At 38.6% G+C, this 13,111-nt stretch carries 11 protein-coding genes; 8 read left to right on the top strand and 3 right to left on the bottom strand.

Annotated elements, in window-relative coordinates; genetic code table 11:
* Window positions 1-44 precede the first annotated feature (44 nt).
* On the top strand, window positions 45-383 hold the full coding sequence (locus JFV29_RS25395) for a hypothetical protein (protein WP_201187138.1): 339 nt from the start codon (window positions 45-47) through the stop codon (window positions 381-383).
* A 295-nt stretch (window positions 384-678) separates the two neighbouring features.
* Here the strand turns inward: JFV29_RS25395 and JFV29_RS25390 are convergent, their stop codons facing one another.
* Window positions 679-822, bottom strand: coding sequence for a hypothetical protein (locus JFV29_RS25390; RefSeq protein WP_201187137.1), 144 nt, complete (start codon window positions 820-822; stop codon window positions 679-681).
* Between the two features lie 144 nt (window positions 823-966).
* Here JFV29_RS25390 and JFV29_RS25385 point away from each other — a divergent pair, with 144 nt between their 5' ends.
* The 3 genes from JFV29_RS25385 to JFV29_RS25375 all read left to right on the top strand — a co-directional run bounded on the left by JFV29_RS25385 (window position 967) and on the right by JFV29_RS25375 (window position 5,310).
* Complete coding sequence (locus JFV29_RS25385; RefSeq protein WP_201187136.1) at window positions 967-1,833, top strand: STAS domain-containing protein; 867 nt, start codon at window positions 967-969, stop codon at window positions 1,831-1,833.
* A 419-nt stretch (window positions 1,834-2,252) separates the two neighbouring features.
* On the top strand, window positions 2,253-2,684 hold the full coding sequence (locus JFV29_RS25380) for a hypothetical protein (protein ID WP_056525647.1): 432 nt from the start codon (window positions 2,253-2,255) through the stop codon (window positions 2,682-2,684).
* A gap of 262 nt (window positions 2,685-2,946) precedes the next feature.
* Complete coding sequence (locus tag JFV29_RS25375) at window positions 2,947-5,310, top strand: penicillin acylase family protein (protein ID WP_201187135.1); 2,364 nt, start codon at window positions 2,947-2,949, stop codon at window positions 5,308-5,310.
* Window positions 5,311-5,453: 143 nt separating this feature from the next.
* Here the strand turns inward: JFV29_RS25375 and JFV29_RS25370 are convergent, their stop codons facing one another.
* Both JFV29_RS25370 and JFV29_RS25365 read right to left on the bottom strand, forming a co-directional pair.
* Window positions 5,454-5,672, bottom strand: a complete 219-nt coding sequence (locus JFV29_RS25370) for a hypothetical protein (protein ID WP_053348771.1) — start codon at window positions 5,670-5,672, stop codon at window positions 5,454-5,456.
* On the bottom strand, window positions 5,665-6,288 hold the full coding sequence (locus tag JFV29_RS25365; RefSeq protein ID WP_056525642.1) for a sigma-70 family RNA polymerase sigma factor: 624 nt from the start codon (window positions 6,286-6,288) through the stop codon (window positions 5,665-5,667). Before JFV29_RS25365 ends, JFV29_RS25370 begins: the two co-directional genes overlap by 8 nt.
* Before the next feature lie 156 nt (window positions 6,289-6,444).
* On the opposite strand from JFV29_RS25365, the gene JFV29_RS25360 reads away from it, so the two are divergent.
* The 4 genes from JFV29_RS25360 (at window position 6,445) to JFV29_RS25345 (ending at window position 12,828) form a co-directional block, all read left to right on the top strand.
* Window positions 6,445-6,606: a YvrJ family protein gene (locus tag JFV29_RS25360; protein ID WP_082527571.1), complete on the top strand. Its 162-nt coding sequence runs from the start codon at window positions 6,445-6,447 to the stop codon at window positions 6,604-6,606.
* A gap of 402 nt (window positions 6,607-7,008) precedes the next feature.
* Window positions 7,009-7,845 carry a GNAT family N-acetyltransferase gene (locus JFV29_RS25355; RefSeq protein WP_309558246.1) on the top strand — a complete coding sequence of 279 codons (837 nt, stop codon included), beginning with the start codon at window positions 7,009-7,011 and terminating at the stop codon, window positions 7,843-7,845.
* Between the two features lie 158 nt (window positions 7,846-8,003).
* Entirely contained in the window at window positions 8,004-8,462 is a 459-nt protein-coding gene (locus tag JFV29_RS25350; RefSeq protein ID WP_201187134.1) for a DinB family protein, read from the top strand.
* Window positions 8,463-9,009: 547 nt separating this feature from the next.
* On the top strand, window positions 9,010-12,828 hold the full coding sequence (locus JFV29_RS25345) for a bifunctional 2',3'-cyclic-nucleotide 2'-phosphodiesterase/3'-nucleotidase (RefSeq protein ID WP_242486945.1): 3,819 nt from the start codon (window positions 9,010-9,012) through the stop codon (window positions 12,826-12,828).
* Window positions 12,829-13,111 lie beyond the last annotated feature (283 nt).

Here is a 13,111-nt window from a genome sequence, read left to right as displayed (position 1 = left end):
GTGAAAACGGATAAAGAATAATAGATTGATAAGAGAAGAGGTTAGTGGATAGAGTGAAACAAAAAGTTGTAATTCTCATTGGCTTAGTAGCCGTTTTAATTATATTATTCGTTGTATACTTAACAAGTCCAAGTCGTTTGGAAAAGGTAGAGATTGTAGAAAAATACTACCCACATTTTTCCGATGGCAAGGCGGTCGGTTTTAAGACGAACGAAGTCATTGATGTGACGGAAACCGAAGAGGGATCCAATTGCGCAATGAAATTCAACAATGGGAAAACGTTGGAAATTGATTGTGACCGTTATTTAACATACAAAATTGATGAAACAGTCTATATTACTTCTGATGGGAAACAAGTAAAGGAAATTCGAAGAAAAAGGTAGTGCTCGTCAATCACACAGAATACATAAAATAACGGTAAAGCTGATTTTGTTTAAATAACAAAATCAGCTTTTTTTACTTTGATGATTTTCGAACCAATTTCGGGAAGAAGCAGCGACGCGAAACGCTTATACTGCTACAGGGGAACAATCGGCGGCCATTGAAGAGATTAGTGCTTTTGCTGAACATCCACGCACATTAGAAGGTGAAATGGATGAGATGCAATCATTCATACGTTTAAAGTTTGGCTTTTTATCCAATCCATTTAAAAACCCAGACCATAATGGACTGGGTTTTTTATTTTTTTTTCTTACTTTTACTTTTGTCCTTTTTATTGCGCTGAAGTATATCTAAGATTCTACGCTTGTTGTTTTTACTATTTATGAGTTCGACTAAATCACTCATGTTCTCAGATTCATAGTCTTGTTGATTTTTTTTCATCGGATTCCCTCCATGTCATATATCGTAATACCCTTTTGAAGACTCAGGTAAACGTCTTTTATCATATTGGTAATTTTAGGATCTTATTTCTTTTTTAATTATAATTTGATAAAATGTGAAAAAAGCCCTGTGTGGGAGGCCTACATGGAAGAACTAAAATTGATTGGTGAGAAAATAGAAAAATTCAAATATATTTTAGCAGAACATATTGAGTTGTTTGAAGAAGAGGAATCTCCTTATAATTTGGAAATCAGTAAAGAGGTACGGGCTCAGCTTATTCAAATTCATGCAGATGCGTTAATTCATGGAAAAGCTCAAGCAATGGAAAGTATGAAAAAAACGGGTATGGAGATTGGAAAGCAAATCGTGGATATGGGTATTCCTTTGGATAAACATATTGAGGAAATACAGCTGGTTCGTAATCTTTTCTGGAGTTTTATTGAAGAAGAAGTAAGCAATCGCTACTATTCCATTGAAATTTTATTAAAGGCAAGTTCTATAATTGATGCAATCTTGGATCAGTTCATTCATTGCGTGAGTATAAGTTATGTGAATTATTATAAAGAAATAGCGACAGCGGCGAATGAATCATTGCAGAAAATTAAAGAAAATCAAGAAGTTATGGAAGAATTGGCAACACCAATTGTCCAGACCATTTTCAAAGACGTGCTTCTCGTACCGTTAATCGGCCGTATGGATGATTGGAGAATGGAGTCCATGCAATCGACAGTTCTCCAAAAATGTGCAGATTTACATGCAGAAGTTTTGATCTTGGATTTCTCTGGCATTACCTTTACGAAGGAAAATAATATGTTCTTGCTGCTTGATCAATTGGTAGGAGCACTGTCGCTGATGGGAACGGAAACGATGTTTGTCGGTTTTACTCCGGATGTGGTTCGGCAAATTGTCCAACTTGATTTTGCTAATCAGGTAAAATCCTTCCTATCATTCGGACAGGCTCTGGATTATATCTTTAAGCAAAGAGGGCTGGCACTTCAACCGGTGAAATGAAGGTATCCTTTTAAAATGAGGGTATCTTTTTTATGGTACTGCTTAAAAAAGTTCCATAAACAGAGGTATAGAACTGACAGACTTTGCTTACCGTTCCTGTATGCTGCATCATTAATTAGGTTTACTTTACCTGTGTTGATTGAAGTGAAAATGAATTTTTTTATCATCATGGCAATATTTCAACATGTTATAGTAAAAAATGAAACGAATTTAGTAAATGATCAAAGGGGATAGAAGTTTATCGACCAGATGAAATGGCCGGATTACATGTGCTTGCTTCTCTTCCTTATAATTGGACATTCAAAGAGAGTTGGGTACTACTGGAAGTGCAGCAGGGCGCAAGAGTTAAAATAAAAATTGGATAAAGTAAAGCGCAAAAACAAGAGCTGCCTGTAAAATAAAGGGACGGTGGATAAATAGTGCTTTTTAAGAAAAGGGATGAACTGGATCCAAATAAAAAATGGTACAGTATAGGAATCATGACGGATCATGGGCTACAAGATGAAGAATATGATGCTTTAATAAAACGCATTCACGATTCGGTCGAAAATGTAGTTATCATATCGGATTTGGTCAGGGTAGAGTGGGATGAAGAAAAACTGCAAACCTTGAACGAACGATTTCGGTACCCGACATTTTCTGATCCTTGTTTTATTATTAATGAATTCAAATCAGTGGATATAAAAAGAGAAAGGAAGCTTCTGGAGAAAAACCATAAATGGAAGAGGCTTTTTGGTCTTCTATCCCCGATTGAATACATGGTTGCAGAGACAAAAGCGGCCCACGACTTTGACAAGGCCCTTTATTACACGGATGATGTAGACAATGCGATTGAATATCTTACAAAATAATGTTGAACACGCCGATACTCTGTTTCGGTGTGTTTTTTTATTGTTTATTCCCAGGGCGACTTTTTCGACACTGTGAAAAAGAATTTCCTTTTCCTCATTAAAAAATCGTGATACCAATTGACATGATGCTTGATTCCTTTTCATATTTGATAGATAACAGGAAAAATAGAGAAAATCAGGAAGGTAGTAGGAAAGATGGATAGAAACGCGAATAACTAAAGTAGAAAGAAAGAGAGCTTTAAAGGGAAAGGGAGATGTAGCAATGGAAGCTGTCGTACCTCAGCAAAAACCAAAACGGAAGTGGAGAAAACGCGTCCTATGGAGTTTAGGAATTCTGATTTTACTTTTGCTGTCTATCTTGATTGTAGCAAACGTATTTCTATCGCGCTCACTGCCGGAAACCAAGGGTGAAATATTGCTATCCGGTCTTTTGCAACCGGTTACAGTAGTGAGGGATTCCAGTGGGGTACCGCATATCAAGGCAGAAAATAATCATGATTTATATTTAGCGCAAGGGTATATTCAGGCCCAAGATCGTTTATTTCAAATGGATTTAAGCAGGCGCCAGGCTTCAGGTAGATTAAGTGAAGTGATTGGTGAGAAGACAGTTAAAAATGATAAATATTTTCGAACGCTGGGGTTGAGGCGGGCTGCTGAATCCTCCTATGCAGAGTATACAAGTGAAGGGAAAGAAGCCTTGGATGTGTTTGCCGAAGGGGTAAATCTCTATATCGATGAATTGAAGGAGAACGGAAATTGGCCGGTAGAGTTCACTTTACTTGGCTATGAGCCAGAACCCTGGACACCTGTTGATTCTCTCACTATAGGAAAATATATGGCCTTTGATTTGGGCGGGAATTGGGAAGACCAAGCGTTTAGACAGTATTTGCTGCAAACTTTTTCAAAGGAAAAAGCGTATGATTTATTCCCGAATTATCCAGAGGATGCTCCTTATATTATCAGCAAGGACGAACTTGATATTGAAAAAAGCTTTGCTGGGGCAGTTATTCCTTATGAATTCAACGGCAGCAATAATTGGGTCGTTTCGGGGAAGAAAACAGATTCAGGTCAGCCGCTTTTGGCGGATGATCCCCATCTAGGCTTAGCCACCCCGTCTGTTTGGTATCAAATGCACCTGGAGGCTCCGACTGTCAATGTGAGCGGTGTTATTTTTGCCGGGATTCCGGGAATCATTCTCGGTCATAATGAAAAGGTTGCCTGGGGTGTGACCAATACGGGGCCGGATGTTCAGGACCTGTATATCGAAAAGAGAAATCCAGCAAACGAGAATGAGTTTGCTTACAAAGATGATTGGGAAAAAGCTGATATCTTGGACGAACCGATCAAGGTGAAGGACGGTAAGACGCTCGATTATAAAGTGACGGTTACCCGCCATGGGCCGGTTGTCTCTGAGTTTGCTGGTAAAAGTGGAAAAGATACTGTCCTTGCGTTAAGGTGGACAGCACTTGATCCATCTGCCGAGCTGGAAGCGGTATTGAATATGAATAAAGCGAAAGACTGGAAAGAATTCGAAAAAGCCCTCTTGAAATTTGAAACGCCGGCACAGAATTTTGTCTTTGCTTCGGTCGATGGGACTATTGCTTATAAGGCGAACGGGAAAATCCCAATTCGGAAAAAAGGGGATAGTATGTTACCTGTCCCTGGTTGGACCGATGAATATGAATGGAAAGGCTATATCCCGTTCGATGAACTCCCAAAAACGATCAATCCAGAATCAGGATTTATTTCGACAGCAAATAATAAGGTTATATCCGATGATTATCCTTACCATATCAGCAATAACTGGGCGCAGCCATACCGTCAGATGAGGATCCAGGAGTTTTTACATGCTAATAAAAAGCTCACCACAGAGGATATGCAAAGTCTGCAGATGGATCAGTTAAACCTACAGGCTAAGGAGTTTGTCCCTCAATTTTTAGAGGTGTTGAAAGGCTCATCTGGTAAACAGGAAGACCAAGCTTTAAGAATTCTGAAGAAATGGAATAACATTGATTCTATAGATGCAGCAGCGCCGATGATTTTTAATGTCTGGATGAAAAAGATAGGGGAAGTTCTGCTAATGGATGAAATACCTGAGGAAACTCTCAACCTCTTTAATGGAAGGCGATCCGCCATTGATGAACTGCTGCGGCGGGCACTGGACGGGAAGCCAGGTCCTTGGATAGAAGAAGCTGGCGGACTTGAGCAAGTACTCGCAAAGTCATTACAACAGACATTGAAGGATCTGGAGAAATCACAGGGTAACGACATAGCTGATTGGGAGTGGGGGGATTATCACCAAGTCCGCTTTAACCATCCTCTATCGAGTGTTGCTCCGTTGAATTATTTGTTTAACAACGAAGGTGGAATTCCAGTCGGCGGCAGCAGTGTCACCGTACAGGCAGCAGCATTTCTAGATGATGGAACCGTCAATCATGGAGGCTCATGGCGCTTTGTCATCGATTTATCTGATATGAATCAAGGCTACCATCTCGTTGGTCCGGGTCAATCAGGTAACGTTAAAAGCAAATGGTACCACGATCAGCTTGATGATTGGACTGACGGAACCTATCATAAAACCGTATTAGATCATCCAAAAGGCGATAAACTGATATTAAACCCATAAGAATTAGCGTAACCTTACTTGCTTTGATAGAAGTAAGGCTTTTTATGATACTGGAGTGATGCGATTAAGTGCTTAATTGACACAATACATGGCAGCGGTAAAAAAGAGTGCCAAGTCCAGCATGAGCTGAACTTGGTACTCTTTTAACGTTTTTGTTTAGTTAAGAATTCTGCAAGGAACTCTTCGAAATTTGGTGCTTCGATAGCGGCTATTTTTTCGTATGATTCAATGATTTTGAGTTTGATCTCTTGCTCTAGGTCATTTCTGTCTTGATAATGTGTGTTTTTTAATGATTTTTTTATTTTAGGATTCAAAGAATCAATTAGGTCAATTAATTCTTCTTTTGAGAGTTTTTTATCCACAATACCTTTTCTCCTTCCTATCATAAACATCATTCATATAGTACTTTTGCAGTTTTTTGAGAGCTTGTTTACGGATGCTTGAAATATTCTGAGGTGACTCATGAAAATAAGCCGCAATTTCTTTGTTGGATAGTCCATAGGTAAAGGCCATGGTTAGTACCAGGTTTTGCTTGGTTGTTAAATTTTTCAAGGCTTCTATCAATTTTTCATCACTTATGTGGGAGGATAGTTCATCGGTTTCCCCCATCTTTTCAAGTCGTCCATCCAAGTTGCCAATTCGGTCAATCATTCTTCCGGTATCCTTTGGTGTCGCATCAAGTACCATTCGATAGCGTTCCCGTTGTTTTCGTGCTCTTTTATCAAAATCAACTGAGAAGAAGTAAATTAAAGAGCACATGTATTTGTATACTCTTGCCCGATAATAGAAAATTTTAAAGGTCTCGTTGAGATGACCAATGTTGTGTGTAGAAGGGGAATCTAAAGTATCAGTGAAAATTTTTAAATGCTCTGGATTCTGTAAAAATAATTGAATGATTGGCTGTTCGAAGAATGACGAATAATGCTGTTGTAAAAATTCTAATGAATGAGAAAAGAAATGAGAAGTTAACTTGTTCATTGCTATCCCTCCTTTAATTATTAAAGTGATAGACAAGGGGAATAAATCAATTATATACGAACATTCGTTCTTTTTACCATAAATCAATAGTGCTAGATTGATTTTCTGAAACAAGTTTCACTTTAGATATCAGATACAAGAAAAGGGGTGAAGAGGATGATGATTGAGGATGCTACTATGTGGGTGTCATTAGTTAGCGATTTTGGCTATCCATTCGTCGTTTCTATGTTTTTGCTCTTCCGCTTCGGTAAAAAATTAAAAGAACTGACAACGGACGTCGAGAACTTAAAAAAGTCCGCTCATAAAACGAAACGATAACCTCAGGACGTTACGTCGCTAGGTAGTGAAAACCGAATTTCGGATTCTATACAAAAGAGGATCCGAAATTCGGGTATAAAGAATTCGGGACGATGGAAAGTGAGTCCATTAAATTCCTCCTTTTGAGTCGGATAGGGATAATGATACTCCATTATTTGGAATATACCATAAAATGGGTGATAAATAATCGTCAAATTGAATCATTTTACTACTATAATTCATCCGACAATAGAATTAGGTAGGAAATCCTCCTCTCATACGATTTTAGTTTTATAGGTTAAAGTGAAAATACTTTTAAAAAAACAACTTTAATAAATAAACTTATAGAAAGCTTGCAGCATCCCAATAAAGGGTGCTGCTTTTCTTATTTTTTTGGTAATAAACTGATATTATGGAAAAGGGGTGACAATTTTGAACAAAAAACAGCTCGATGATATCGAAAGTCTGCAACAGAGATGTGAACAGGAAGATTTTACTTTAAAGCTAAATTGGGAGACGCTTCGCAGCCGAAATGGTGTAATGAAGAATGATTTCTTTCATTACGTGGGAGTCAAACTTGTCGGTTTTCTTGGTCTTTATGATTTCGGGAATAAAGTAGAGATGTGTGGGATGGTTCATCCAGACTTCCGGAGGCAAGGGATTTTTACAGATTTAATGGACGAAGCTTTAAGGACTGCTTTGCAGCGGGACTATAAGCTAATTATCCTGAATACCCCTGCCCAATCTCATTCAGGGCAGGGGTTTATGAAGCAACTGCCATGTGAGTTTTCCTTTTCTGAGTATCAAATGAAATGGTCAAACATGGAGCTGGATAATTATGAGGATGTGGTCGTTCGTCCTTCAAACAGAGATGATGCGGAAACGGAAATTCAGCTGGATGTTCATTGTTTTAAGTTTTCGGAAAAAGAAGCGCGAGATTATTATCAACGTGTTCAAATCGAGGATACTTTGAAAACAATGATGATTGAAAAAGATGGTCGAGCGGTCGGTAAAATCCGTGTTGATCATTCGGGCGGAGAAGCATGGATTTATGGATTTGCAATTTTTCCGGAATACCAGGGAAAAGGGCTTGGCAGAAAGGTGCTGAAAAGGATTGTAGCCGAACAACGGCAACTTGGGTATGATATTTTTCTTGAAGTAGAAGCAACCAATGATCATGCTTTAAGACTTTATGAATCTTGCGGATTCAAAACCGTTCAACGCCAGGATTATTATCAGTATAAAAAGTTAGAAGGCTGAATGACATAATTGTATGAATGGATTCAATGGTCCAACTTAAAAACGGTATGTCAGTTAAAACTAAGTGAGATATCTGACTGAGTAAATAAATAGAAACAAAAAGCATTGAGGAATTCGCAAGATGATGCTTGGGTGAAGGTACATAAGGGGGGAATAGGATGCTAACGTTATTCACCTATAACTGGCAGGTGAGAAGAGAGTGGTTTGAGTGGTGCCAGACTGTATCGAGTGCTGAACTTTTACGGCAGCGGAGTGGTGGGATGGGCACTATCTTAAAAACACTCGTTCATATTATTGATGTTGAATACAGTTGGATTCGGACGATTCAAGGGAAGCCAGATAGAGAGATTGATATGGATTCTTACAATACAATCGAGAAGGTAAAAGGCTTATCGGAACGTTATCATTCTGAAGTGAAAGTTTTTTTGTACTCGTATTCACCTGATTGGGAGAATGAGATAGTTGAGCCTTCTTGGATGGAGGGGACATATGAAATAGGCAGGATATTACGCCATCTGATTGCCCATGAAATTCATCATATTGGCCAGCTGTCTATCTGGTCGAGGGAAATCGGAATCAAACCGGTATCTGCCAGTGTGATTGATCGAGTTTTGTAAGTTCTTATTTAAGCATGAAAGAAACCGGTAAGGGAACCTGCTTTACCGGCTTTTTAGATATTTAATTCCTATCGTTTTTTCATAATGGAGGATTAAGGATTGAAAAGTAGGGAATAAACTTATTTTTCTTAAACACATCAGTCCTGCTTTTAGTAAGCGGATTATCCGGATTGCAGTCTGCATCTGTTGATCATGCTTTCATTCTATAAGACGCTTCAAAAGGATTACACACTGTCACATAAAACCGTTCCAATTAGAAAAAGAGCTGCAGAGAAAGAAGAAACTACAAGTTAATCTATAATTAGTAGGCTGGCTCATATGCCTCTTTGCATGTATTAAAGGGAGATTACCTACTATGATTCGGTAAAATTTATTAATAATTACATATATTTGAAAGTCAATAGCGTCACAGGTTTTAAAATGAATTAGCTAAAATAGTACTTTTTATTATAGTTTCTTAAAATTGAGGTAAATTGTGACACTTTTTCGACAAAATCATGTTATATTATTCTAGAATTTTACAAAAAATATAGAAGGGTTGTGAAGTATGTCGTTTAAGTCCAATGTAAAAAAAATACTAGCCCCGGTTCTTGCTGTGAGTTTAATTACGACTTCATTTACCGTACCGATGGAGGCATCCGCCAAAGAGGCTGCCAAGAAACCTGTCACGACTAAACCGTTTGTCATCTCATCTCCTACTGTTAATTATACAAATGGGGCAAAAGCTACAGTAACGGTCACACCGAAAAAAGGAAATACGGGGAAGGAAACTGTTGTCTTCCAGCTAATGAATGGAAAGAAGGTTGTTTCACAGTCAGCTGTTGAGACTGATATTAAATCAGCCCAGAAATTTTCCGCATACTTCAACTCGTACAAATCAGGTTATTGGATTAAGATATCCGTAGTCTCCAAGTATAACGGCAATACGAGCAATTTTGGCACCAGCCTAGCAACCTCCGTTTCCGATGCCCCGTTTGAACTAAGGATTATGGAAACGACAGATATACACACAAATCTAGTAAGCTATGATTATTATAAAGATGCTGTATCAGATTCAGTCGGCTTTTCACGCACAGCAACTTTAATCAAGCAGGCGAGAAAAGAAGTGAAAAATAGTGTTTTAGTAGATAATGGGGACCTTATTCAAGGTACACCGCTTGGTACATACAAAGCGAAGGTAGTTCCACTGAAGAAAGGTGAAGTCCACCCTGTCTATAAAGCAATGAATTTGCTTAATTATGATGTAGCTACATTTGGCAATCACGAATTCAACTATGGGTTGTCCTATTTAGATGAAGCCATCAACGATGCGAACTTCTCTTATGTAAATGCAAATATTTATAAAAAGGATAAAGATAAAAATCCAAAAAACGACAAAAATAAATATACCCCTTATAAAATTGTCACCAAGAAAGTAAAAGATATTAATGGAGCTGAAAAATCCGTAAAAGTAGGCTACATAGGATTTGCTCCGCCACAAATCATGGATTGGGATAAAACGAACCTTGATGGTAAGGTCGTTACAAAAGAAATCGTCACAACAGCAAAAAAATATGTACCTGAAATGAAGAAAAAGGGCGCAGATGTCATCGTGGCGCTTACACATTCTGGTTTTAATGGCGACACAAAGAACACCGAGGATGTCATCTATTCATTAAGTAAAGTGTCTGATATCGATGCTATCACGTTCTCCCATACACATAAAGTCTTTCCGGCACAAGATGAAGCTTCTTTAGACAGCTTATTTAAAGATAGCCAAGGAAAAGTTCTTAAAGGTGTGGATAATAAAAAGGGTACAATCAATGGTGTACCGGCCGTTCAAGCAGGATATGGCGGTAGTAATCTAGGGATTATCGATCTTGAAATCCAGAATATCAAGGGGAAATGGAAAGTCGTTAACTCAGATTCATCAACACGAGCAATCAACGACAAAATAACAGGGAAAAAAGCAGCTGAAGATGCATCTGTCGTCAAAGCCGTTAAAAAGGAGCACGAAGGAACGATCAAGTATGTTAACACACCAATTGGAACGACTACAGCTCCAATTCATAGTTACTTCGCCCTTGTGCAAGATGATCCTTCTGTACAAGTCGTGACAAGCGCACAGAAATGGTATGTAGAAAAATACATCCAAAGCAACCGACCTGAATACAAAGACTTGCCTATTCTCTCTGTAGGAGCTCCTTTCAAAGCAGGACGAAATGGAGTCGAAGAATTCACCGAAATAAAAAAAGGTGGTTTGACAATTCGCAGCGCCGGCGACTTATATTTATACGATAATACCTTGAAAGCGATCAAAATCAAAGGTTCCGTAGTAAAAGAATGGCTTGAAATGTCTGCGGGGAAATATAATACAATTGATCCGGCTAAGACTGAGGAACAGGAATTGCTTAATGGGAAGTTTGCCGTCTATAATTTTGATGTGATTGACGGTGTTACGTATCAAATCGATGTCACTAAGGCTCCGCGTTATGATGAAAAAGGAATAAAAGTGTCAGATTCAAGCAGGATTACCGATTTAGAATATAATGGTGAAGTAGTCAATCCTAATCAGGATTTCATCGTCGTGACGAATAATTACCGTGCTTCGGGCGGTGGAAACTTCCCAGGAGTCAAGGGAAGCGAATACGTAGTTGACTCTGCGGATGAAAATCGCCAGATCTTGATGGATTACATTACACAAGAGAAGGAGATCAATCCAACCGCTGATAATAACTGGTCGATTGCCCCGATTTCAGGCAAGGTGAATGTTACGTTCACCTCATCACCAAAGGGTGCGGAATATTTAAATGAAGATAGCCCGATTTCTTATACAGGTAAAAAAGATGATAAAGGCTTTGGTATTTACAAATTCAATCTGGGGAAAGAAAACATTAAAGTGCAATTGCTCGGAATCAATGATCTTCATGGCCAGTTGGACACTACTTCTGAATTTAGTGGGGTCAAACAAGGACGCGCTGATTATTTAGCGGCGCACTTAAAGCAGCGTAAAGCTGAAAACCCTGAAAATACACTTTTACTATCAGCTGGGGATGCAGTAGGGGCAAGTGCTCCTGTTTCCTCTTTGGTCCAGGACAAACCGACGCTTCAGTTTTTAAATAATATGAAATTTGATGTAGGAACTGTCGGGAACCATGAGTTCGATAAAGGGGTAGAAACCCTGATGGCTCAAATCAATGGCGGAAAGTCGCCTACATCGGATGTAGTATTTGATAAATTGAACTTTCCGTATGTGGTTGCCAATGTCGTATATAAAGACACGAAAAAACCTATTTTGGACCCTTACGTCATAAAAAAGGTCGGCGGCGTTGATATTGGTTTCATAGGTGTAGTCACGAATGCCACACCTCAAAAAGTCAGTCCGGATGGCATTAAGAATGTGGAATTTATAGAACAGGCACCTGCCGTAAATAAGGCGGTTAATGAGTTGAAGAAAAAAGGTGTAAAATCAATTGTCGTCATCTCACATGACCCAGGTACTGAAAAAGACGGTGTCATTACTGGTGAAGTAGCTGATCTTGCCAAAGCGGTAGATGATGAAGTCGATGTAATTTTAGCTGGAGATAATCATGCAAGGGTCAATAACTATGTAGATAATAAATTGATTGTACAAGCTTATTCTTATGGAACGGCTTTTGAAGATGTTGATTTGGAAATCGATCCAAACACAAAGGATATTGTTAAAAAGTCAGCCGAAATTATTACAGTTACACAAGATGGCATCACACCAGATGCTGGGACGACTAAATTTATTAACGGTTATCTAGACATGTTCCCTGAATTGAAAACCCCACTAGGGACAACGGATGAGAAAATTTTAAAAACCAATGCCTATACACAAGAAACTGGTCTTGGGAATTTAATTGCGGACTCCATGAAGGCCGATTTGAAATCTGATTTTGCCTTCATGAATCCAGGTGGAATTCGCGCAGATATTCCAAAAGGAGAAGTTACCTTTTCTGATTTAGCGAAAATCCAGCCGTTCGGAAATGTGTTGGTCCGACTTGAACTAACTGGGGCTGAAGTGAAAACATTGCTTCAACAGCAATGGATTGTTGAAGGCTCTCCGAAAACGTTACAAATTTCAGGATTGAGCTATACGGCCGATTTCAGTAAACCTGTAACGGAACGTGTCACTTTATTGAAGAAAGCGGATGGAACGCCAATTGAGGATACAGAAACTTACACAGTGACCGTCAATGACTTCATGGCAAGCGGTGGCGATAATTATACCGTTTTAATAGGAAAAGAGCGTGTGTTTGGACATGCTGATCTAGAAGCTTTCGTTAACTATGTGAAAGATACCTTTAAAGGTGGAAAGATCACGGCAGGTTTAGAAGGCAGAATTACGAATATCAATAATTAATTGAAGATTACCAGTCAAATTAAAGCTTACTCGTGAATTTTGTGTGTTTACTCGTAAGTTTTATGTATTTACTCGTGAATTTGCAGGATTTACTCGTAAAAATATAAAAAAGAGAGCGTTCCGTAATACAAAGGAACGCTCTCTTTTCTATTAATTTTTCTGAACATACAAAAGTTCGGGAATATTACTATTCCTGCTATACGGTCGCATCTCGAAAGCAATTAAAGTAATGAGTGTCAGTAAAGTTGTTCCGTGCAGGGTATCATGAAAAGTATTTATTCTC

The sequence above is a fragment of the Peribacillus sp. TH16 genome (genome assembly GCF_016651095.1).
In the GTDB taxonomy this organism is placed as follows: domain Bacteria; phylum Bacillota; class Bacilli; order Bacillales; family DSM-1321; genus Peribacillus; species Peribacillus butanolivorans.
Note: the sequence above shows the minus strand (reverse complement) of the source record. Positions and strands in the feature narration are given on the sequence as shown.

Bases quoted from the DNA above. Each gene is read 5' to 3' on its own strand.
- JFV29_RS25365 (WP_056525642.1), bottom strand. From the start codon at position 6,288: ATGAACAAGTTAACTTCTCATTTCTTTTCTCATTCATTAGAATTTTTA.
- JFV29_RS25350 (WP_201187134.1), top strand. From the start codon at position 8,004: ATGCTAACGTTATTCACCTATAACTGGCAGGTGAGAAGAGAGTGGTTT.
- JFV29_RS25345 (WP_242486945.1), top strand. From the start codon at position 9,010: ATGTCGTTTAAGTCCAATGTAAAAAAAATACTAGCCCCGGTTCTTGCT.
- JFV29_RS25390 (WP_201187137.1), bottom strand. From the start codon at position 822: ATGAAAAAAAATCAACAAGACTATGAATCTGAGAACATGAGTGATTTA.
- JFV29_RS25375 (WP_201187135.1), top strand. From the start codon at position 2,947: ATGGAAGCTGTCGTACCTCAGCAAAAACCAAAACGGAAGTGGAGAAAA.
- JFV29_RS25385 (WP_201187136.1), top strand. From the start codon at position 967: ATGGAAGAACTAAAATTGATTGGTGAGAAAATAGAAAAATTCAAATAT.
- JFV29_RS25360 (WP_082527571.1), top strand. From the start codon at position 6,445: ATGATGATTGAGGATGCTACTATGTGGGTGTCATTAGTTAGCGATTTT.